This window comes from Streptomyces sp. NPDC052042 (assembly GCF_044548345.1).
Taxonomy (GTDB): domain Bacteria; phylum Actinomycetota; class Actinomycetes; order Streptomycetales; family Streptomycetaceae; genus Streptomyces.
This window is the reverse complement of record NZ_JBIUBU010000001.1, coordinates 166,876-187,211: the sequence shown is the minus strand read 5'-3', so window position 1 is coordinate 187,211 and position 20,336 is coordinate 166,876. Positions and strand designations below refer to the sequence as shown.

Here is a 20,336-nt window from a genome sequence, read left to right as displayed (position 1 = left end):
GACGACCGGTGTCCGGGGCGGGACCCGGGGGATCAGGGCGCGGGGACGAAAGCGCGGGGACCGGGCTCAGTCCCGTTCGCAGACGAAGACCGCCGTGCCGGGGATCAGATGGCCGCGCAGCGGGGACCAGCCGCCCCACTCCTGCCGGTTCCAGGCGGGCCACTCCGGTTCGACCAGGTCGACCAGCCGGAATCCGCCGGCCACCACGTCCCGCACCCGGTCGCCCAGCGTCCGGTGGTGCTCGACGTAAACGGCGTCGCCCCGCTCGTCCTGCTCGACGTAGGGCGTGCGGTCGAAGTAGGAGGCGGCGACCGACAGGCCCTCGGGCCCCGGCTCGTCCGGGAACGCCCAGCGCACCGGATGCGTCACGGAGAACACCCAGCGCCCGCCGGGCCGCAGCACCCGGTGCACCTCGCGGAACACCCGCACGGGATCGGCGACGAACGGAACCGCGCCGTACGCCGAGCACGCCAGGTCGAACGAGCCGTCGCGGAACGGCAGCACCCCGGCGTCCGCCTCCACCAGCGGCACCTCGCCGCCGATCCGCAGCGCGTGCTGCAACTGCCGGTGCGACAGGTCGAGGGCGACCGGGCGTGCCCCCTGGGAGGCGAGCCAGCGCGAGCACTGCGCGGCGCCGGCGCCGATCTCCAGGACGTCCAGGCCCTTCAGCGAGCCGGCCGGGCCGAGCAGACCGGCCTCGGCCTCATCGAGCCCCTCGGGCCCCCAGACGAAGCGGTCGTCGCCGAGGAAGGCGCCGTGCTCGCTCTGGTACTCGTCGGCGTTCCGGTCCCACCAGCCGCGGCTGGCCCGGCTGCTCTCCGTCTCCGAGGCCGTGCGGCGGGTCGCCTCCGGCTCGGTCCGGTACATCTCTTGGCTCATCGTGTCCGTCGTTGTAGTTTGCCTTCAACCCGACGCACGCGGTACGCACGCCGTCCGTCAGCGGGGCTCGGTGGTCAGGGGCCGTTCCCGTGGCCGGCGCGGCCTCGCGGAACACGAAATGTGCCGGAATTAGGCCGATGGGCCGCGGGTGTGCGCCTTCGTGCATTGACCGTGCCCGGCTGCCCCCGTATGCTACAAGTTGCGCTGCGAGCCTGCGCGCCTCAGACCTAGCAGGTCGCGCTCGCATCTGTTGTATGTCCCCTCGGTTCACGAGGTGCCTCCCGCACGGTGGGTCCGGTGCTTCCCGGGCTGTCCGGCTTCTGCAGAGGCGATACGGGCTTCCGGCGTAGCAGTACCTACGACTCACTGTCCGTACCGGAGCCCTTTCCCACATGACGAGCAGCACCGAGACCACCGCCACCACCCCGCAGGTAGCGGTCAACGACATCGGTAACGAGGAAGCCTTCCTCGCCGCGATCGACGAGACGATCAAGTACTTCAACGACGGCGACATCGTCGACGGCGTCATCGTGAAGGTCGACCGGGACGAGGTCCTGCTCGACATCGGTTACAAGACCGAAGGCGTCATCCCTTCCCGCGAGCTCTCGATCAAGCACGACGTCGACCCCAACGAGGTCGTCAAGGTCGGCGACGAGATCGAGGCCCTGGTTCTCCAGAAGGAGGACAAGGAAGGCCGTCTGATCCTGTCCAAGAAGCGCGCTCAGTACGAGCGTGCCTGGGGCACGATCGAGAAGATCAAGGAAGAGGACGGCATCGTCACCGGTACCGTCATCGAGGTCGTCAAGGGTGGTCTCATCCTCGACATCGGCCTCCGTGGCTTCCTGCCGGCCTCCCTCGTCGAGATGCGTCGTGTCCGTGACCTCCAGCCCTACGTGGGCAAGGAGCTCGAGGCCAAGATCATCGAGCTGGACAAGAACCGCAACAACGTGGTCCTGTCCCGCCGTGCCTGGCTGGAGCAGACCCAGAGCGAGGTCCGCCAGACGTTCCTCACGACCCTGCAGAAGGGCCAGGTCCGTTCCGGCGTCGTCTCCTCGATCGTCAACTTCGGTGCGTTCGTGGACCTCGGCGGCGTCGACGGTCTGGTGCACGTCTCCGAGCTGTCCTGGAAGCACATCGACCACCCCTCCGAGGTCGTCGAGGTCGGCCAGGAGGTCACGGTCGAGGTCCTCGACGTCGACATGGACCGCGAGCGTGTCTCCCTGTCGCTCAAGGCGACGCAGGAGGACCCGTGGCAGCAGTTCGCCCGCACGCACCAGATCGGGCAGGTCGTTCCCGGTAAGGTCACCAAGCTCGTTCCGTTCGGTGCGTTCGTGCGCGTCGACGAGGGCATCGAGGGCCTGGTCCACATCTCCGAGCTGGCCGAGCGCCACGTGGAGATCCCGGAGCAGGTCGTCCAGGTCAACGACGAGATCTTCGTCAAGGTCATCGACATCGACCTGGAGCGCCGCCGCATCAGCCTCTCGCTGAAGCAGGCCAACGAGTCCTTCGGCGCCGACCCGGCCTCGGTCGAGTTCGACCCGACGCTGTACGGCATGGCCGCGTCCTACGACGACCAGGGCAACTACATCTACCCCGAGGGCTTCGACCCCGAGACCAACGACTGGCTGCCGGGCTACGAGGCCCAGCGCGAGGCGTGGGAGACGCAGTACGCCGAGGCGCAGCAGCGCTTCGAGCAGCACCAGGCCCAGGTCATCAAGTCCCGCGAGGCCGACGAGGCCGCTGCTGCCGAGGGCGCCGGTGCCCAGGCCGGTGGCGCCCAGGCCGCTGCCGGTGGCGGCGGTGGCTCGTACTCCTCGGAGTCGGCGGACAACTCCGGCGCCCTGGCGTCGGACGAGGCCCTGGCCGCTCTGCGCGAGAAGCTGGCGGGTGGCCAGAGCTGAGGCTCTGCCTCTCCACCCCTCCGGTCGGTGAATGACCGGGGTGACTGACGGTGAGGCCCGTTCCCTTCGGGGAGCGGGCCTCACACGTGTCCGCGAACGCCGGTGTGGCGTCCCGCGAAGGCCGGGCGAGGTGCGCGGATGCCGGTCAGGAGGGCGTCATGGGGTGACGGTGATGTTGGTCAGCCCTCGGCCACCGGTCACCGTGTTGCCGCTGTGGACGGTGGTCGGGCAGCTCGCGCTGTGGTTGGTGACGTTGATCGCGAGGCGATCGGCGCCCGTGGAGCCGGAGAGGTCCGAGGTGTTGTCGCGGAACACGGTGCCGCAGCCCCAGCCCTTCTGCTGGGTGTGGGTCTCGTAGCCGTTGTTCGTCGTATGAAAGCCCCGGTTTCCTTCGACCAGGACGTCGTTGCCCTTCACGTCGACCCAGGAGTCGTCGTAGTTGGCGCCGGTCAGCCCCCTGCCGTCGAAGGTGTTGCCGATGATCCGCGCTCCGGTGGTGCCCTCCTTGATGTCGATGTTCTCGCCGCCGACGCCGGGCCCGATCGTGTTGCCGAGGATCTGGACCCCGTCGCTCCGGTCGGAGAGGTCGCCCGCGGTGCCGACGTAGACGCCCTCGCCCATGCCCCTGCCGTCGCGGCCGGTGTCGTAGATCCGCGAGTTCTTGATGACACCGTTCCTGCTGGACCTGCGGAAGTGGACGCCTTCCATGGTCAGACCGTGCACGGTCACGGAATCGATCACGACATCGGTGGCGGTGTCGGTCACGATGCCCTTCTGGCCGCCGGTGAGAGTGATGCCCCGGACGGTCCAGTGGGAGGCGCCGTTGAGGTGCAGCCCATAGCCGCCGCCGGCCGTGAGGACCGCCTCGGCGGAACCGGTGAGCGTGATCCGGGCGGACGCGGTGCCGGGAACGGTCGCCTTGAAGTTGCCCCGGTACGTGCCGTCGGCGAGACGGATCGTGGCGCCGGGAGCGGCCGAGGAGAGAGCGGACTTGAGCTGGGCCGCGGTGCTCACGTCGATGACCGCGGCCGTGCTCGTGGCGGTGGGGACGCCCGAGTCCGCGCCGGCCGGGGAACCGGCCGCGGTGGCGGGGGTGAGGGAGAGGCCGCCGACGACGAGCGCGGAGGCCGACAGAGCGGGGAGCAGGACGCAAATGCGCATGGGGGGCCTTCCCGTCGCAGGAGTTCAGGTCTTCTCGCTTCACGCCAATCCCGTACACACGTTCGTGTGTACGGGATCGTGTACAGGAATCTGGGGCCAGTCCTCGGACTTATCGCTCAGCGACGGTAAGGACGTGGTGAGCACGTGTCAAGGTATGGACCAGCGGCGGCGGCGATGGTCCATGGGCGGGGAAGCGACATGAAATCGGTTTCTGAGTAAAGGAGTTCATCGATGCGCATACCGGCGCCGAGCAGCCGTTTCTTCGGTGTGCCGCCTCCTGCGGAGGCGGAGGACGGGGGTGCGGAGCCGCGGGGAGGCGGGCGGAGGGCGCGTGCAGACCCGGCGGACCGGCGACGCGTCCGCCCGCTGAGGGCAAGGCGGCGGCGTCGTCGCGCGCTCGCGTTCCCGCACGGGTTTCGGTGTGATCGGTCCGTGAGCTCGTGCGAGGGGCCGTGGCCCGGGAATGCCCGTGTCCCGCAGGATGTTCTTGTGCAGGAAGACGAGGAGGAGCGGTAACGTGCCTGATCCGCAGAGTTTGTACGAATGGGAGCCGAAGGGGCTGGCCGTCGTCGACATGGCGCTCGCCCAGGAGTCGGCCGGTCTGGTCATGCTCTACCACTTCGACGGGTACATCGACGCGGGTGAGACCGGCGACCAGATCGTCGACGGGCTGCTCGCGGCCCTGCCGCACCAGGTCGTCGTCCGCTTCGACCACGACCGGCTCGTGGACTACCGTGCGCGCCGGCCGTTGCTGACCTTCCGGCGCGACCGCTGGGCGGGCTACGAGGCCCCGGTCCTGGAAGTCCGTGTGGTGCAGGACGCCACCGGGGCGCCGTTCCTGCTGCTGTCCGGGCCGGAGCCGGACGCGGAGTGGGAGTGCTTCGCCGCCGCCGTCGAGCAGATCGTCGAGCGTCTCGGCGTACGTCTCTCGGTCAACTTCCACGGCATCCCCATGGGCGTCCCGCACACCCGCCCCGTCGGAATCACCCCGCACGGGAACCGCACGGACCTGATGCCCGGCCACAGCAGCCCGTTCGACGAGGCACAGGTTCCCGGCTCGGCCGAAGCCCTGGTGGAGTACCGGCTGATGGAGGCCGGGCACGACGTCCTCGGCGTCGCTGCCCATGTGCCGCACTACGTCGCCCGCTCCGCCTACCCGGACGCGGCGCTCACCGCCCTGGAGGCGATCACGGCCGCGACGGGGCTGGTCCTGCCGACCATCGCCCATGCGCTGCGCACGGAGGCCCACCGCACCCAGACCGAGATCGAGCGGCAGATCGGGCAGGGGGACGAGGAGCTCGTGTCACTGGTCGAGGGGCTCGAGCACCAGTACGACGCGATCGCCGGGGCCGAGACCCGGGGCAGTCTGGTCGCCGAGCCGGTCGAGCTGCCGTCCGCCGACGAGATCGGCCGCGAATTCGAACGGTTCCTCGCGGAGCGCGAGGGGGACGCCTGACCGTTCCTCCCGGGCCGCCTCGGTAGGGGCACCGGGAGGGGCACTAGGCTGCCCGGCATGCTGAAAGTGGGCCTGACCGGCGGGATCGGCGCCGGCAAGAGTGAAGTGTCGCGGCTGCTCGTCGGCTACGGGGCGGTACTGATCGACGCGGACCGGATCGCGCGCGAGGTCGTCGAACCGGGGACGCCCGGCCTTGCCGCAGTCGTCGACGCCTTCGGCGCCGGGATCCTCACCGCCGAAGGCACCCTGGACCGTCCGAAGCTCGGCTCGATCGTGTTCTCCGACACCGACCGGCTCGCCGCACTCAACGCGATCGTCCACCCCCTGGTGGGTGCCCGTTCCGCCGAGCTGGAACGGGCCGCTGGCCCCGACGCGATCGTCGTCCACGACGTCCCCCTCCTCACCGAGAACGGCCTCGCCCCGCTCTATGACGTGGTCGTCGTCGTGGACGCCGGCCCGGAGACCCAGCTCGACCGTCTCGTGAGGCTGCGCGGCATGACCGAGTCCGAGGCCCGTGCCCGGATGTCCGCACAGGCCACCCGGGAACAGCGGCGTGCCGTGGCGGATCTGGTCATCGACAACGACGGCCCGTTGACGGAACTGGAACCGCAGGTCCGCGCGGTGTGGGCGGAGCTGACCCGGAGGGCCGCGGCCGGGGACTGAGACCGTACGGAATGCCGGGCCCGCGTTGGGTGTTGAGAACCGGGAAACGAAGGGAAGGTGCGACAGCGTGGCCGAGAGGACTCCGGAGACTCATGTCATCGACTTCCGTGCTGCCGAGCGACTGTTGGAGGCTCGCGATCCCCGGGGTGCGGTCAAGCTCCTGGATTCGGTGATCGCGGCCCATCCGGAGAACACCGCCGCCCGTCTCCTGCGCGCCCGTGCGTTCTTCGCCGCCGCGCAACTGCGCGCCGCCGAGCTCGAATTCGAACTCGTTCTGGAGCGTGAGCCGGACAACGCCTTCGCCCACTTCGCGCTCGCGCGCACCTTCGAGCGGTCCGGACGCTCCGGGCGGTCGGCCCGCCACTTCAGGCTGGCCGCCGCGCTCGACCCGAGGCCCGAGTATCTGGAGGCGGCCCGCTTCCCGGCCGAGGACTGACCTCGGGCGAGGTCCGATGTCACGGCGAGGGCCGACCGCACCGGGCTCGGCCGCTCTCGGCACTGGCGCCGTCCGGTGAGGGCCGCGGGTCGGCGCCGTCAGGGCCGACCGCGGTACGGGCCGGTGGGGCCACCCGCTCGGGTCGGGCTGCCGGGCCTGCGGCCGTACTCCCCGTGTCCGCCGTGATCCGGTTCGTAGGGCGGGATGTCACGGCCCGGCTGGTAGTGCGGCCCCTGGTGGATGTGGCGGATGATCACCGCCATGTCCACGAGGACCAGCAGGAGCAGCAGTCCGCTGGCCGCGGCCCAGCCCGGGTGGTCGGTCAGTGTGAAGACGGTCAGGCCGAAGACGGCCCAGGCCAGGCCCCATAGACTCAGGGCCAGCCGTAGTCGCAGCGCACTGCGGGCGGTCGTCGGTTCGTTACCGGTACGCATGGCTATCGCCTCTCCTACCAGGATGGACCCGCGACGCTGCTTTGGGGATATGTCGACACCGATTCGGGTCGGCGCCGAGCCGAGGGGATCGTGAGTGAACGGCGCATCGTGGAAGGACCGCATCGGCCGCAGGGCGCGGGTGCGGGGCTGTCTGCTGGGCGGGGCGATCGGGGATGCCCTGGGGAACCCGGTGGAGTTCCTTTCGCTCGCCGGTATCCGGCGTGCGCATGGCGAGCACGGTGTCCGGGGGCTCCTCGCGGACGAGGAAGGTGTCATCGGCCGGGTCACGGACGACACCCAGATGACCCTGTTCACCGTGGAGGGACTGATCAGGGCCCACTCCCGGACGGTGGCGAAGGGTATAGGCGGTGCCGAGACCGCGATTGTACGGAATGCCTATCTGCGCTGGCTGGACACGCAGAACTACCCCGCTGCGCCGGTCCGCGGCGGGGACGATCCGGTGCGGACCGGTCGGCTCAGGCTGGAGCCCTGGCTGTACGCGCGCCGGGCCCCCGGCAACGCCTGCCTGACCGGTCTCGCCACCGGCCATGTGCCGGAGCCGACGGCGCGGCTCGGTGAGCCGGGGCCCGTGAACACCGGGTCCAAGGGATGCGGCACCGTGATGCGGTCCGCTCCGTTCGGCCTGGTGGCGGCGGACGCCGAAGAGGGCTTCCGGCTCGCCTACTGGTGCGCGCAGCTCACCCATGGTCATCCGACCGGCGGGTACGCGGCCGGGGCGTTCGCGGCGATCGTCACCCACCTCCTGGAGGGCGAGTCGATGGCGGGGGCAGCGCTGAGGGCCATGGAACTGCTGGGCCGCCACCCGGGGCACGAGGAGACCACGGCGGCGCTGCGTGCGGCGGTGGACCTGGCCGCCGAGGGGGAGCCGACGGCCGAGAAGGTGGAGACCCTGGGGGCCGGCTGGGTCGCGGAGGAGGCTCTGGCCATCGCCGTGTACTGCGCCCTGGTGCTGCCGGGTGCCGATCAGGTGGCGCAGTCGCTGCTGCTCTCGGTCAACCACTCCGGCGACAGCGATTCCACGGGGGCGGTCTGCGGGAATCTGCTCGGCGCCCGCCACGGTGACGTACACCTTCCGCCGTCCTGGCTGGTGGCGATCGAAGGGCGGGCGGTGACAGGGGAGTTGGCCGACGATCTGTGCCTGGAGTTCGAGCACGCGGTTGTATGGCCCGCCGACCGCTATCCGATGTGCTGACGGGGGCCCGGCCCGTGGGCCGCCGCGCACACCGGACGGTGAGCCGGTGTGCGCGGCGGGCCGGGACCGCCCTGCGGACACGTCTTCCCGGAACCTCGCCCGGCGACCCCGACGGAAAAGCCGCTCAGGGTTCCGGGAGGTGACGCGGTATCGGCTCAGCCGGTCAGCAGTGTGGCGCGGAGCGCGGCGACCGTCGCGTCGTCGACCCTGAGCCCCTTCCGCACATAGGTGTCGAAGTCGCCGTACAGCTTGTCCACCTCCGCGAACGCCGAGCGCAGCCAGCTCAGTTCGACGGCCTTCGGGTTCCCGGTGTACTCGTTGCTGGCGAGGAAGTCCGCCTCGACGGTTTCGCGCGGGACACCGAGCAGGGTGAGCAGGACGGCCGTGCCCCAGCCGGTGCGGTCCTTGCCCGCGCTGCAGTGGAAGACGGTGGCGCCGGAGTCGTTCGTGGCGACGGCGGTGAGCAGATCGTGGAACGCGTAGTCGGCGCCCACGAAGTTGACCATGAACGGGTAGCCGATGGACTGGCCGAGGTCGGACGAGCCCGAGAACAGCCCGGCGGCGATGGCCTCGGCCAGGGTCATCAGGGCCGAGTCGTGGAAGCGGATGCCATGGCTGAGCGAGGCCACGTCCGCGACCTGGTACTTCACACCGGCGGGCAGCCGGTCGGGGGCGTCGTGGCGTTCGATCGCGTTGCGCAGGTCCACGTCGAGGGTGACGCGCTGGGAGACGAGGCGCTGCTGCTCCTCGTCGGTGAGGCTGTTGAGCTTGCCGGAGCGGTAGACCAGCCCGGAGCGCACCCAGCGGCCGTCGGCGGTGCGGTAGCCGCCGATGTCCCGGAAGTTGCGGGCGGACGCGATTGCGAGCGAGCGGTCGGCGACGACGAGGGGCGACCCGCTGTCCGGCGTCAGCCGGAAGTACCAGCGTCCGGCCTCGGGGAGCGTCCCGGCGGGGACGGTCAGCGAGCCGGTGCCGGGCGCGGTGCCCACCGGGACGCCGGTGGTGGCGTCCGGGGAGGTCACGGCGGTGACGGTCACCGATCCGGCGGGGGAGGACCAGGAGAGCGTGTGGCCGCCGTCCGCGGTGCGCCGGGCGGTCGCCGCGGTGAACGGCACGGTGGTGCGCGCGGTGGCCGTGGCACCGGCCGTCGCCGGGGCGTCGGCCGAGGCGGCGACGGCGGGCGGGACCAGGACGGTGCCGGCGAGCAGGGCGGCCAGGACGGCCGCGTGGGTGATGCGGTGCGTACGCATGGTGCTCCTTGTCTGCGTTCCCTGGGAGGGAGCGGGGGTGTCAGGAGGCGGGGGCGGCGGTGCACGGTATGCCGCCGCAGACATTGATGACACGGCCGGTGGTCAGGAAGGTGGCCTTCTGCCGACGGGCGGCCGACGAATTGCGGGGGTCGGAGTGCGGGTCATGGCCGTATCGCGGCCCGGCGGGCGGGGTGTTGGTGACCGGCGGGCTCGGCGTTCCGCTGTCCCACACCGTCATCGCCGAGCCCTGGTAGGGAAGTTGGCCGCGGCTGACGGTCCGGATGCCCCAGTACGGGACGGTGTCCGGGCTGCGGCCGGCCGCGAGCGCAGGGGTGAGGAGACGGGCGCCGATGGTGCGCGCCTCCACGTCGGCCGCCGCGTTCGCGACCTGGTGGTCCCCGTACGCGATGTGCAGCAGCACCTGGTGGTGGTCGGTGAGCTGGTTCGCGTACCCGTTGGTCTCGCCGCGGTCCCACACCATCTGGAACAACTGGAGGACGATCTGCTGCCGCAGCCTGTCCGGGTAGGAGACGTCCAGGACCTGCTGGAACGGTGCGAAGTCGACGCTGCGTTCGAGGAGCAGGCCGTAGTTCATGCCGGTGACGCCGAGGACCGCGCGGCGGATGTCCGGCGAGGCGGCGACGAGCGCGCCGCCGAGGATTCCGCCCTGGCTGTTGCCGTCGTACGCGACGCCGCGCCGGATGTCGACGAGCGGGCGCCCAGCTCCGTCGCGGAAGGCGGCGTCGGCGGTCAGCCCGTCGGGGTGGATCAGGGCGCGGGCCAGGAAGAGGGCGTTCAGCATGCCCTGCTCGGTGCGTTCCGGAATGGCGGGAAAGAGGTTCGGGTCCGTGAGCGCGCCGAGCACGACGGGGATGTCCTCCTCGGCCATCCCGATCCAGTCCGTCGCACAGAACGTGAAGCCGCCTTCCGCCGCCATCGCCTTGACGTTGCCCGCGCCGACCTCGGAGCGCCGGCCGAGGAGGCCGTGCCCGTAGAGAGCGGGACGGGAGGGGGCATGGAACGCGCTGCGCGGGATCTCGCAGCGGAACTCGGCGACCTGGGTGCTCGACGGGAGACGCCGCGGGGTGCCGTCGCGGCCCCGGTTGAGGACGGAGCCGGGCGGGCCGCCGGGCACGTTCAGATAGCCGGGCACGGTGATCCGCCCCGTCACCTCCCGGGCGATCCTGGAGTCCTGAGCGGGTGTGAAGTCCGTGACACCGCTCACGGTGAAGGCCGGAGCGCGGTCGCCCAGCCGGCGGAACGCGTCGTCGCGGATGGCGAAGAGGTCGCCGGTGAGCCCGCGGGCGCTCGCGACGGTGAAGTCCCAGGCGAGGTAGAGGTCCTCGGACCGCACCCCGGCCTTGCGCAATGCCTTGAATGCCGGGCGCAGTCCTTGCTGGCGGGCGTGCAGCGGGTGGCCGCCGGGGAGCGGCCTCCCGGCGACGGTGGCGAACGGCGCGGCGGCCGGGATCGTGCGCCCCGCGCTGTCCTTGAGGCGGCGCAGGGCGACGGCGTAGTGGTGGCCGTCACGGAAGTTGCGGGCGGGGCGGATCAGCAGCGCCTGGCGTGCCGGGTCGGTGGCGCCCGCGTCCGACTCGGCCCAGTACGGCCAGCGTTCGCCGGTCCGGGTGTCCAGCAGCACGACCGGGGCGTCCGGGGCGAGGGAGCGTCCGATGTCGGTGATCGGGGCCGCGCCGGTCGCCGCGAGGTCGAGGCCGGGCACGTGGGCGATCAGCGCGGAGCCGGAGGAGAAGCCGTCGGACCGGTTCCAGGCCGTCGGGTCGATGGGGAGACCGGCGGTGGCACGTGGCAGCTCGGCGGAGTCGAAGGCCACCCGACGACCGGTGTCCGTGCCCGGATCGGCCCTGGTGTACCAGTCGTTGGGGAACGGCAGCAGGCACTCGGCGGGCACCAGCGGATCGCAGCCGGGGCCGTGTGACGCGGTGGCCCGTGCCGGGGGCGTGGCCGAGCGCGGTGTGGTGACTCGTGTCGGGGGCACGGCCCCGTGCGGTTCGGCGGTGGCTTGTGCCGTCGGCACGGTTTCGTGCGGTGGGGCCGCCCGTGCCGTCGGTGCGGTCGCGGTCGGTACGAGCATGGCGGCGGCGCAGAGGACCACCGCCGTCAGCCCGCGCGACACCCTGTGCGCCGGCCCGCGTGGGGTGGGCGACGGGGCGTGCGACGGCCCGGGCGGCAGCCGGTGCCGTCGCGGTCGTTGCCCGGAGGGTCGGTGACGCAAAGAGGTCAACTCCCCTGGATGTGGGCGCCGATGATGGCCGCGTAGTTCGCCTCACCGTTCCGGTTCGGATGCAGCGGTGCGGCGACCGCGGTCGGGATGTACCCCTCGACCCACTTGTCCGACGGGGCCTGGCAGGCGTCGTGTCCCTCGCTGGGCGTGGCCAGGTCGATGTACTCGGCGTCGTGCGCGGCGCTCTGCTCGGCGATCACCGCGTTCATCCGGTTGACGCTGCCCTGCAGGAAGTCGGCGTCCACCGGGAGGACCGGCTGCAGCGGCCAGCAGCCGCCGGGCTTGATGTAGAGGCCGTACCCCGTGACGATCACTCGGGCGTGCGGGGAGCGCTGGTGGACCGCGTCCAGCACGGTGCCCAGCTTCGGGGCGAACTCCGCGATGCGCTGCGCCACTTGGTCCACGCCGCCCTCGGTGTACTTCTCCTTGCACGGGGTGGCGTTCGGGTCGAGGGTGGAGCACTTCTGCGCGATGCCGACGAGACCGGCGTCGTTGCCGCCGATGGTCAGGGTCACCAGATCGGTGTCCGGACGCAGCGCGTCGAACTGGGGCGGGGCCGACCCCATCGGTATGTCGAGCAGCGAAAGCGGCTGCTTCTCGGTCATGTGCTTGGACGCGGCTCCGCTGCACGTGACGTCGCGGAGCGAGGCACCGAGCCGTTCCGCGAGTTCATGCGGGTAGTTGTGCGTCGAACGTCCGCAGGCCACCGGCCCCGTGATGTCCGGGATGAGCGGTCCGGAAGCCATCGAGTCGCCGAGCGCGACGTAGGACATGGGGCCGTCGCCGGAGGCGGCGGATGCCGGACCCGCTCCGGTCCCCACGGCCAGACCGGCCAGGGCGGCCACACCCAGAAACGTTCTGATGGAACGACAGAAACCCTTGTTCTGCGGGACGTTCACAGATTCCTCCGGCGATGGGGGGTGAGGTGGGGCATGGCATGTGACGCCGGTCATCATGCAGACTCGGGTGCCGTCGTTTAACTGGTGGGTAGCGCAGACTTCCACGGGAGAACTTGTGACGCGTGACAATCAGCGGCTCGTCCCGGCCGGCGAACGGCACGGCTCCGGGCGGTCGGTTGCCGCCCCGCTGACCATCGCGGGCCGGCCGGTGGCCGCCCGCCTGCGCGCCCGTGTTCCCGCCCTGACCGGGCGGGTCGTAGACCGGCTCCTCTCCGACGTGCCGGTCTACGCCGGCCTCCCCCGCGAGGAGATCTCGGGCGACATCGCCGACATCGTCCAGCACAATCTGCGGCTCTTCGCCGACGTCGTCGAACACCGGCGGCCCGCGACCGAGGCCGAACTGGCCCAGCAGCGCGACTCCGCTGCGCAGCGGGCCGAAGAAGGCGTCCCGCTGGACGCGATCCTCACCGCGTACCAGGTCGGCACGGCCATGTGCTGGCAGGAGACCGCGAAAGAGGCGCTGCCCGGCGATCTCCCCGTCGTCCTGGAGATCACGGACCACATCATGGTGCTCCAGCGGCAGTTGACGTCCGCCGTCAGCAGCGCCTACCTGGAGGCCCGGCAGATCCTCGACAGCCAGGAACACGGCGGGCGCCATGCCCTGATGGCCGCCCTGCTGGCCGGTGAGCCGCTGGACCGTTTCACGCACCCCACCGGGCCCCGGCCGGCCGCGAGGTACCTCGCGCTGACCCTGGTACTGGGGCCGCACCCCGACGAACTGTCCCCGTCACCGGGAAGCGGGCCCGGAGCGGGCGCGGCATCGGGAACGGGGGTGGGGCCGGGAGCCGGACCGGGCGCGGGGCAGGGGCCCGGAGCGGGCCCGGGGCCGGTGGTCGGGCCGCGAGCCGGGCCCGGAGCGGGAAGCGGGCCGGGGACGGGAACCGGGCCGGGGACGGGCGGGCCGCGGACAGGGGCGGGCGCCGGTGTCGCGGCCCGGCGCAAGATCCGCCGGATCCGCACGGTCCTCGACCACTTCGCCGGTACGCCGGTGCTCACCGCCCTCGACGCGTCCGGCGGCACGGTGCTGCTGCCCGTCGCGGAGCCGCCTGAATGGCGCGGTCCGGACGGGCTGTGCGCGCTGATCGACGAGGCGGCCCGGGCGGCGGGGGTCCCCGTCACCGCCGCAGCGGAGGCCGTGGAGCCGGAGGCCGTTCCGGCCGCCGTGGCCCGCAACAACGAGATCGTGGACCTGGTCGCCCGCGCAGGCCGCCCGCCCGGCCTGTACCGGCTCGCCGATGTCCTGCTGGAGTACCAGCTCAGCCGGCCCAGCGAGGCGCTGCCCGGGCTGGCGCGACTGCTGGGGCCGTTGGGGGCGAAGCCCGAACTGCTGCACACCCTGGAGACATATCTCGAACTCGGTCTGGACCGACGGGCCACCGCGGCCGCCCTGCACATCCATCCCAACACCGTCGACTACCGCATGCGCCGGATCGACCGCCTGACCGGCCTGTCCCCGTCCCGCCCGGCCGACCTCCAGTACATCAGCGCGGCGCTGGTGGCGCGCCGCTCGGTGTGACGGGGGACGGTGCGATGCGATGGGCCGGCAAGGGGGAGGGAATGACGGTGTGTCGCGTGACGGAGGTGGGCGGCGGAACGCAGGCGCGAGGAACGGCCGACGCGGCGGAACGCGGCGTACCGGACGGCTCCCCCGGGATACGGTGGCCGACGAGGACATGGGTGCGGGACGATGGGCCCGCGAACGGTCGAAGGGGGTCCGGTGGAAGCCGAGTTGGCGGCTCTGGCGGCGTCGGGAGCGACGGTGCTGGTGCAGCAGATGGTGAGCGATTCCTGGGCTCACGTGCGCGAACGGCTGGTGTCCGTCTTCGCCCGGCGGGGCGCGACACCCGATGAGGAGTCGGCGCTGACCGGCGAGCTGGAGGCGGCACGCGACGAACTGACCGCCGCCCGGGACACGGGCGACGACGCGCTGGCCGGGGACGTCGAGGCGGAGTGGCGGGCCCGGCTGCGCCGCAGGCTCGCGGCGGATCCGCGGCTGGCGGACGAGCTCCGCGCGATTCTCGCCGAGCTGGCCCCGGCGGACGACGGCGGGCAGGCGGGCGGGGTCCACAACGCGATCGGCGGGACGGCCCGGATCCAGGGGGCGGTGATCCAGGCCGGCGAGATCGGCTCCATCAGCTTCGGCACCGATCGCTGACCGGACGAGGCGCGGGCAACGATCGGTACGCCCGACCGGCACGACGGGGCGTCGCTCACCGCGCCCGGCCCCGCGGCACGCGCGGGATGGCGGGTCAGTGGACCGTGCTGAAGCTGCGCCACGGAGGCACGCCGGTCCCGTTCACGTCGGTGAGAGTGGTCGCCAGGTAGGTCTTGTCCGGCCCGGTGCAGTCGGGTGTGTGGTACAGGATGATGTCGACCAGGGTGCGGTTGCTCACCGCCTTGGCGCCCGTGGGGGTGAGCTGGTGGCAGCCCCTCACCGGCGGGCTGTGCAACGTGACCACGGCGTTCCGGTCGGTGGTGTATGTGATCGGCCCGACCGCGGTTCGGCCGAGACCGGAACAGCCTGTGACGGTGAGGGCCAGGAACGCGGTCACGGCCGCGGCGCGGAGTCGGCGGCGTCGGTGATCGGGCACGGGCATGGCGGGTCCTCGTCTGTTCGTCCGGTTGTCTCCGACGCTGGCCACCCTGCCCCGTCCCCGGCATCCCGGCACCCGGTGTGCGGCCGGGCGGGCGAAGGGCTCCCGCGTGTGCCCTCTTGTGCATCGGCACCCCGCATCGGCGCGTACATCACGCCTTCATATCGGTGGGTATTGGGCATACCGTGGTAAATGGGAGAGCCGATTTCCCGTGTTCCAGGCGTTCCGGTTCTCAGGGAGCCCGTCATGGTCCAGGATCTCGTGATCGCGGTGGTGACGGCGGCCTCGGCGGGCCTGCTGTACCTGGCCGCGGCGGCCAAGGTCATCAAACAGTACGAGCGCGGCGTCGTGCTGAGGCTCGGCAGGCTGCGCGACGATGTGCGCGGTCCGGGATTCACCATGGTGGTTCCCGGGGTCGAACGGCTGCTCAAGGTCAACATGCAGGTCGTGACGATGCCGGTGCCCGCCCAGGACGGCATCACGCGGGACAACGTGACGGTACGGGTGGACGCCGTCATCTACTTCAAGGTGGTCGACGCGGCGAGCGCGCTGATCCAGGTGGAGGACTACCGGTTCGCGGTGTCGCAGATGGCGCAGACCTCGCTGCGGTCGATCATCGGCAAGAGCGATCTGGACGACCTGTTGTCCAACCGCGAGAAGCTCAACCAGGGCCTGGAGCTGATGATCGACAGCCCGGCGGTCGGCTGGGGCGTGCAGATCGACCGGGTGGAGATCAAGGACGTCTCGCTTCCGGAAACGATGAAGCGTTCCATGGCGCGTCAGGCCGAGGCCGACCGTGAGCGCCGTGCCCGTGTGATCAACGCGGACGCCGAACTCCAGGCGTCGAAGAAGCTCGCCGAGGCGGCGAAGGCCATGTCCACCCAGCCCGCCGCGTTGCAGCTGCGGCTGTTGCAGACAGTGGTGGCTGTCGCGGCCGAGAAGAACTCCACCCTGGTGCTTCCGTTCCCGGTGGAGCTGCTCCGCTTCCTGGAGCGGGCGCAGCAGGCCGCACCGCAGGAGCCCGTGTCGCAGGTGGCGGCGCCCGTACCGCAGGAGGAGTCCGTGTCGCAGGTGACGGCGCCCGCACCGCAGCCGGCCGTCCCGCCTTCGCCGCCCCCCGCGCAGGCGCCGCGTCCCACGCCGCCGCAGCGCCCCGGCCCCGCCCATGCACAAGCGCAGGCTCAGCGCACCGCGCAGCCGCAGCCGAAGCCGAAGCCCCAGCCTAAGCCGCGTCCGCCGCAGCGGTCGCCCGCTCAGCCCGTACCACCCGCGCCCGGGTCGACGCCGACGCCCGCGGCCTCGTCCTCCGGATCCGCACGGTCGCCGCGTTCCAAGCCGCTCACCCCGCACTGAACGGGGGCCCGGCGAAGCGGGCCTCACCGGAGCGTGCCTCTCCGAGTCCGCGCTCATCGGGCCGGGACTCGTTGAGTTGACCGGGCCTGGACTTGTTGACCGGGCCTGGACTCGTTGAAGCGGGTGTCCGGCGTGTTCCCCGCGGCTGCTTTGTCGTGCCGTCCGCCGCTTGCTCGGCGGATCGGTCATACGGCATTGACCTGGGAGAACGCCACCGCGAGAACGACTGTCAGACCCCCCGCCTAGACTCGCGGGAGTCATGAGGACCGAGGTGATCGGGACGACCGGAGAGGCAGGGGGAGGGGCCGATGAGCACGACACGGCAGCAGCCGGACACCGATGTGTCCGCCGTTCGCCTCTTCGGCTGCGCGGCCGTCTTCCTGCCCGCGTCCCTGCCTCGGGACGGGCGTGTCGCCTTCTGGGATCCCGACGGCGGCCCGCTGCCGGATCCGGCTCGCGCCCGTCGTCCGGACACGTACCGCGCCGCTGATCACAGGGCGGAGCCGTACGACACCGCCCGCGAGCAGCGCCCGGACAACGGTCACGCGGGCTCGGCCGGCCAGGTGGCAGGCGTCGCGGCACCCGGCGCCGCCCCATATGGGGCAGCCGGTCAGATCACCGTCGTCCGCAGACACGGACAGCGCGGCGGAGCCCGTCGGAGCGCGGTGCCCGCCGTCCTGCTCCCCGTGTCCGAGGCGCTGCCGCTGCTGGTCCGGGCCCGGCACCACGGGGCGGCGCATCCGGCCACCCGGTGCTGGGGCGCCACCGCGCTCCAGGCGCTCAACCTGGCGGCGCGGGGCAGGCTGCTCCCCGGCCTGACGGGCGACGACCTCGATGCCTGGCGGGCCGGCCCGCGCGATGCCGAGGACATCGCCCATCTCCGGGCGATCGCCGCCGCCATGCCGCCGGAGGGATACGCGGTCCCCCTTCCGGACCGCACGCCGCTCCGGCTCCCGGACCCCGAATGGCTGCTCGGGGCATTCCTCGACGCCGTGGCCGACACCCTGCCCCGCACCCCCGCCGCCGCGTACGCGATGGGCGCGCCCTTCGCGGCCCGCGAAGCCCAGCACCTGCCCGGAGCCCGCGCCTGGGCCGTCGATGTCGCCGCCGGGGTCGACGCGGGCGTGCGGGTCTCGCTGCGCCTCGACCTGTCGGCCTACGAACTCTTCGACACGGCCGACATGGCCGACACGCGTGACACATGTGATACGCGTGACGCATGCGAGGCTCGGGGGGCCTCCGACACGGCGGGCACGCAGCACAGGTACGACGCGGGCGATGCCTACGACGCCGACGCCACATACGGCGGGGGCGGCACGCGCGACGCGGGCGGCACGCGCGACGCGGGCGCCCACCGCCGCACCCCGGACAGCCCCGCCCCTGGCGGCTCCTCCGGTGCGACGGCGGAAGCAGGCCCCGCACCCGCCCGGCCCGCCGCGCCCCAACCCGGTGCCGCGCGACGCGCCGCCGCGGCCATCGTCCAGGTCCACAGCCTGGCCGACCCCACCCATGTCGTCGACGCCGCCGCCCTGTGGCACGGCGGGGCGGGGGAGCCGTTCGGCCCGCGGGCCAGGATCGACGCCGTTCTCGCGCTGCGCCGGGCCGCGCGCGTCTGGCCGCCGCTGGAGCGGCTGCTGGAACAGCCGGTGCCCGATGCGCTGGCGCTCGACGAGGACGAGCTGTACGCACTGCTGGGCGACGCCGGGACCAGGCTGGCCGACGCCGGGTTCGCCGTCCACTGGCCCAGGGAACTCACCCGTGCGCTGACCGCCGACGCCGTCGTCCGGCCCGCCCCGGGCTCGGCCACCGACGGAACGGCGTTCTTCGACGCCGACCAGCTCTTCGCCTTCGACTGGCAGTTGGCCCTGGGCGGCGAACAGCTCACCGAACAGGAGATGGACGTCCTCGCGGAAGCCCGCCGCCCCGTGGTCCGCCTGCGCGACCGGTGGGTCGTCGTCGACCCCGCCCTCGTCCGCAAGGCGCGCAAGCGGGAACTGGGCCTGCTCGATCCGGTCGACGCCCTCGCCATCGCGCTCACCGGCAGTGCCGAGGTCGACGGCGAACAGGTCGAAGCGATGCCCGTCGGAGCCCTCGCCGCGCTCCGCACCCGCATCACCGCCGACACCACCGCCATCACCGCGCCCCCCGGCCTGGCCGCCACACTCCGCGACTACCAGCTCCACGGCCTCGCCTGGCTGGACCGGATGACCTCGCTGGGGCTCGGCGGCTGTCTCGCCGACGACATGGGCCTCGGCAAGACGATCACTCTCATCGCCCTCCATCTGCACCGCGCCCACCCCGCGCCCACCCTGGTCGTCTGCCCCGCCTCCCTCCTGGGCAACTGGCACCGGGAGATCAACCGCTTTGCCCCCGGTGTCCCTGTACGCCGCTTCCACGGAACCGGCCGCACACTCTCCGAACCCGACGGCGGCTTCGTCCTCACCACATACGGCACGATGCGTTCCAGTGCGGCCCAACTGGCCGACCACGGCTGGGGGATGATCGTCGCCGACGAGGCCCAGCACGTGAAGAACCCGCACTCCTCCACGGCGAAGGCGCTGCGCACCATCCCGGCCCCGGCCCGGGTGGCCCTCACCGGCACACCCGTCGAGAACAACCTCTCCGAGCTGTGGGCCCTGCTCGACTGGACCACTCCCGGGCTGCTGGGCCCCCTCAAGGCGTTCCGGGCCCGCCACGCCCGCACCGTCGAGAACACCGGGACGGCCGCCGGGCTCGCCGACGACCAAGCGGTCGAGCGGCTCTCCCGGCTGGTCCGGCCCTTCCTGCTGCGCCGCAGGAAGTCCGACCCGGGCATCGCGCCCGAGCTGCCGCCCAAGACGGAGACCGACCACCCCGTCTTCCTCACCCGGGAGCAGGCGACGCTCTACGAGGCCGCGGTCCGCGAGACGATGGGGGCCATCGAAGCCTCGGAGGGTATCGCCCGACGCGGCCTGATCATGAAGTTGCTGACCTCCCTCAAGCAGATCTGCAACCACCCCGCGCAGTACCTGCAGGAAGAGCCGACCCGCCTCGTCGGCCGGTCGGGAAAGCTCGCCCTGCTCGACGAACTCCTCGACACGATCCTCGCCGAGGACGGCTCCGTCCTCGTCTTCACCCAGTACGTGACGATGGCCCGGCTCCTCTCCGCCCACCTCACCGCGCGGGCGATACCCTCCCGGCTCCTGCACGGCGGCACGCCGGTGGCCGAGCGGGAACGGCTGGTGGACCACTTCCAGTCCGGCGAGGTCCCGGTCTTCCTGCTCTCCCTCAAAGCGGCGGGCACGGGGCTGAACCTCACCCGGGCCGCCCACGTCATCCACTACGACCGCTGGTGGAACCCCGCCGTCGAGGAACAGGCCACGGACCGGGCGTACCGCATCGGCCAGACACAACCGGTGCAGGTGCACCGGCTGATCGCCGAAGGCACGGTCGAGGACCGGATCGGTGAGCTGCTGAGCGCCAAGCGTGACCTGGCCGACGCCGTCCTCGGCAGCGGCGAGACCGCGCTGACCGAGCTCAGCGACCGCGACCTGGCCGACCTCGTCTCGCTCAGGAGGCCGACATGACTCCTCGCCCCGAGGCCCGCCGACCCGTCGCCGCCGATCTCCGTGCCGAGGCGCGCAGGCTCGTCGCCGCGGACACCCCTACGGAGGGCCGCCGGCCCACCGTCTCCGACCCCCGTGCCGAGGTCCGCCGGCTCGCCGCCGAGGGCCGTCGGTCCACCGGCCCCGACCCCCGCCCGGGAGCCCGCCGCCCGAGCGGCCCCGATGCCCGTACGGAGGGCCGTCGGCT

The 20,336-nt window shown here is 72.1% G+C and carries 16 protein-coding genes; 9 read left to right on the top strand and 7 right to left on the bottom strand.

The genetic code is table 11. The features are described 5' to 3' along the window. Positions 1-66: 66 nt before the first annotated feature. The gene (locus ACIHCL_RS00830; RefSeq protein ID WP_399857067.1) at positions 67-867 is read right to left on the bottom strand and encodes a class I SAM-dependent methyltransferase; all 801 of its coding nucleotides are present in this window, start codon (positions 865-867) and stop codon (positions 67-69) included. A gap of 404 nt (positions 868-1,271) precedes the next feature. On the opposite strand from ACIHCL_RS00830, the gene rpsA reads away from it, so the two are divergent. Next, positions 1,272-2,780, top strand: a complete 1,509-nt coding sequence (rpsA, locus tag ACIHCL_RS00825; protein WP_399855308.1) for a 30S ribosomal protein S1 — start codon at positions 1,272-1,274, stop codon at positions 2,778-2,780. A 156-nt stretch (positions 2,781-2,936) separates the two neighbouring features. On the opposite strand, the gene ACIHCL_RS00820 is transcribed toward rpsA, so the two are convergent. After that, on the bottom strand, positions 2,937-3,941 hold the full coding sequence (locus tag ACIHCL_RS00820; protein WP_399855306.1) for a right-handed parallel beta-helix repeat-containing protein: 1,005 nt from the start codon (positions 3,939-3,941) through the stop codon (positions 2,937-2,939). Positions 3,942-4,458: 517 nt separating this feature from the next. Here ACIHCL_RS00820 and ACIHCL_RS00815 point away from each other — a divergent pair. From ACIHCL_RS00815 to ACIHCL_RS00805, 3 genes are all read left to right on the top strand, one after another. Next, positions 4,459-5,397: a PAC2 family protein gene (locus ACIHCL_RS00815; RefSeq protein WP_399855303.1), complete on the top strand. Its 939-nt coding sequence runs from the start codon at positions 4,459-4,461 to the stop codon at positions 5,395-5,397. Positions 5,398-5,454: 57 nt separating this feature from the next. Beyond that, positions 5,455-6,060 (top strand): dephospho-CoA kinase, encoded by a 606-nt coding sequence (coaE, locus tag ACIHCL_RS00810; protein ID WP_399855300.1) that lies wholly within the window; start codon positions 5,455-5,457, stop codon positions 6,058-6,060. 67 nt (positions 6,061-6,127) lie between these two features. Further along, positions 6,128-6,496 carry a tetratricopeptide repeat protein gene (locus tag ACIHCL_RS00805; RefSeq protein ID WP_399855297.1) on the top strand — a complete coding sequence of 123 codons (369 nt, stop codon included), beginning with the start codon at positions 6,128-6,130 and terminating at the stop codon, positions 6,494-6,496. Positions 6,497-6,594: 98 nt separating this feature from the next. Here ACIHCL_RS00805 and ACIHCL_RS00800 read toward each other — a convergent pair whose 3' ends face one another. After that, positions 6,595-6,930 (bottom strand): DUF6343 family protein, encoded by a 336-nt coding sequence (locus tag ACIHCL_RS00800; protein ID WP_399855294.1) that lies wholly within the window; start codon positions 6,928-6,930, stop codon positions 6,595-6,597. 94 nt (positions 6,931-7,024) lie between these two features. Here ACIHCL_RS00800 and ACIHCL_RS00795 point away from each other — a divergent pair, with 94 nt between their 5' ends. Then, the gene (locus ACIHCL_RS00795; RefSeq protein WP_399855291.1) at positions 7,025-8,143 is read left to right on the top strand and encodes an ADP-ribosylglycohydrolase family protein; all 1,119 of its coding nucleotides are present in this window, start codon (positions 7,025-7,027) and stop codon (positions 8,141-8,143) included. A 155-nt stretch (positions 8,144-8,298) separates the two neighbouring features. On the opposite strand, the gene ACIHCL_RS00790 is transcribed toward ACIHCL_RS00795, so the two are convergent. From ACIHCL_RS00790 to ACIHCL_RS00780, 3 genes are all read right to left on the bottom strand, one after another. After that, positions 8,299-9,393, bottom strand: coding sequence for a tyrosine-protein phosphatase (locus tag ACIHCL_RS00790; RefSeq protein ID WP_399855288.1), 1,095 nt, complete (start codon positions 9,391-9,393; stop codon positions 8,299-8,301). 40 nt (positions 9,394-9,433) lie between these two features. Beyond that, complete coding sequence (locus tag ACIHCL_RS00785; protein ID WP_399857065.1) at positions 9,434-11,488, bottom strand: hypothetical protein; 2,055 nt, start codon at positions 11,486-11,488, stop codon at positions 9,434-9,436. Between the two features lie 146 nt (positions 11,489-11,634). Beyond that, positions 11,635-12,537, bottom strand: a complete 903-nt coding sequence (locus ACIHCL_RS00780; protein WP_399855285.1) for an SGNH/GDSL hydrolase family protein — start codon at positions 12,535-12,537, stop codon at positions 11,635-11,637. A 187-nt stretch (positions 12,538-12,724) separates the two neighbouring features. Here ACIHCL_RS00780 and ACIHCL_RS00775 point away from each other — a divergent pair, with 187 nt between their 5' ends. Continuing rightward, the gene (locus ACIHCL_RS00775; protein WP_399857063.1) at positions 12,725-14,113 is read left to right on the top strand and encodes a PucR family transcriptional regulator; all 1,389 of its coding nucleotides are present in this window, start codon (positions 12,725-12,727) and stop codon (positions 14,111-14,113) included. A gap of 201 nt (positions 14,114-14,314) precedes the next feature. Next, positions 14,315-14,752, top strand: a complete 438-nt coding sequence (locus ACIHCL_RS00770; RefSeq protein ID WP_399855284.1) for a hypothetical protein — start codon at positions 14,315-14,317, stop codon at positions 14,750-14,752. Between the two features lie 94 nt (positions 14,753-14,846). Here ACIHCL_RS00770 and ACIHCL_RS00765 read toward each other — a convergent pair whose 3' ends face one another. Next, positions 14,847-15,194, bottom strand: a complete 348-nt coding sequence (locus ACIHCL_RS00765) for a hypothetical protein (protein ID WP_399855282.1) — start codon at positions 15,192-15,194, stop codon at positions 14,847-14,849. A 243-nt stretch (positions 15,195-15,437) separates the two neighbouring features. On the opposite strand from ACIHCL_RS00765, the gene ACIHCL_RS00760 reads away from it, so the two are divergent. After that, positions 15,438-16,544: a slipin family protein gene (locus ACIHCL_RS00760; protein ID WP_399855279.1), complete on the top strand. Its 1,107-nt coding sequence runs from the start codon at positions 15,438-15,440 to the stop codon at positions 16,542-16,544. Between the two features lie 308 nt (positions 16,545-16,852). Beyond that, on the top strand, positions 16,853-20,110 hold the full coding sequence (locus ACIHCL_RS00755) for an SNF2-related protein (protein ID WP_399855276.1): 3,258 nt from the start codon (positions 16,853-16,855) through the stop codon (positions 20,108-20,110). Positions 20,111-20,336: the final 226 nt, after the last annotated feature.

Coding starts and splice junctions, on each gene's coding strand:
- rpsA (WP_399855308.1), top strand. CDS start 1,272: ATGACGAGCAGCACCGAGACCACCGCCACCACCCCGCAGGTAGCGGTC.
- ACIHCL_RS00820 (WP_399855306.1), bottom strand. CDS start 3,941: ATGCGCATTTGCGTCCTGCTCCCCGCTCTGTCGGCCTCCGCGCTCGTC.
- ACIHCL_RS00790 (WP_399855288.1), bottom strand. CDS start 9,393: ATGCGTACGCACCGCATCACCCACGCGGCCGTCCTGGCCGCCCTGCTC.
- coaE (WP_399855300.1), top strand. CDS start 5,455: ATGCTGAAAGTGGGCCTGACCGGCGGGATCGGCGCCGGCAAGAGTGAA.
- ACIHCL_RS00830 (WP_399857067.1), bottom strand. CDS start 867: ATGTACCGGACCGAGCCGGAGGCGACCCGCCGCACGGCCTCGGAGACG.
- ACIHCL_RS00765 (WP_399855282.1), bottom strand. CDS start 15,194: ATGCCCGTGCCCGATCACCGACGCCGCCGACTCCGCGCCGCGGCCGTG.
- ACIHCL_RS00755 (WP_399855276.1), top strand. CDS start 16,853: ATGAGCACGACACGGCAGCAGCCGGACACCGATGTGTCCGCCGTTCGC.
- ACIHCL_RS00800 (WP_399855294.1), bottom strand. CDS start 6,930: ATGCGTACCGGTAACGAACCGACGACCGCCCGCAGTGCGCTGCGACTA.
- ACIHCL_RS00785 (WP_399857065.1), bottom strand. CDS start 11,488: ATGCTCGTACCGACCGCGACCGCACCGACGGCACGGGCGGCCCCACCG.
- ACIHCL_RS00760 (WP_399855279.1), top strand. CDS start 15,438: ATGGTCCAGGATCTCGTGATCGCGGTGGTGACGGCGGCCTCGGCGGGC.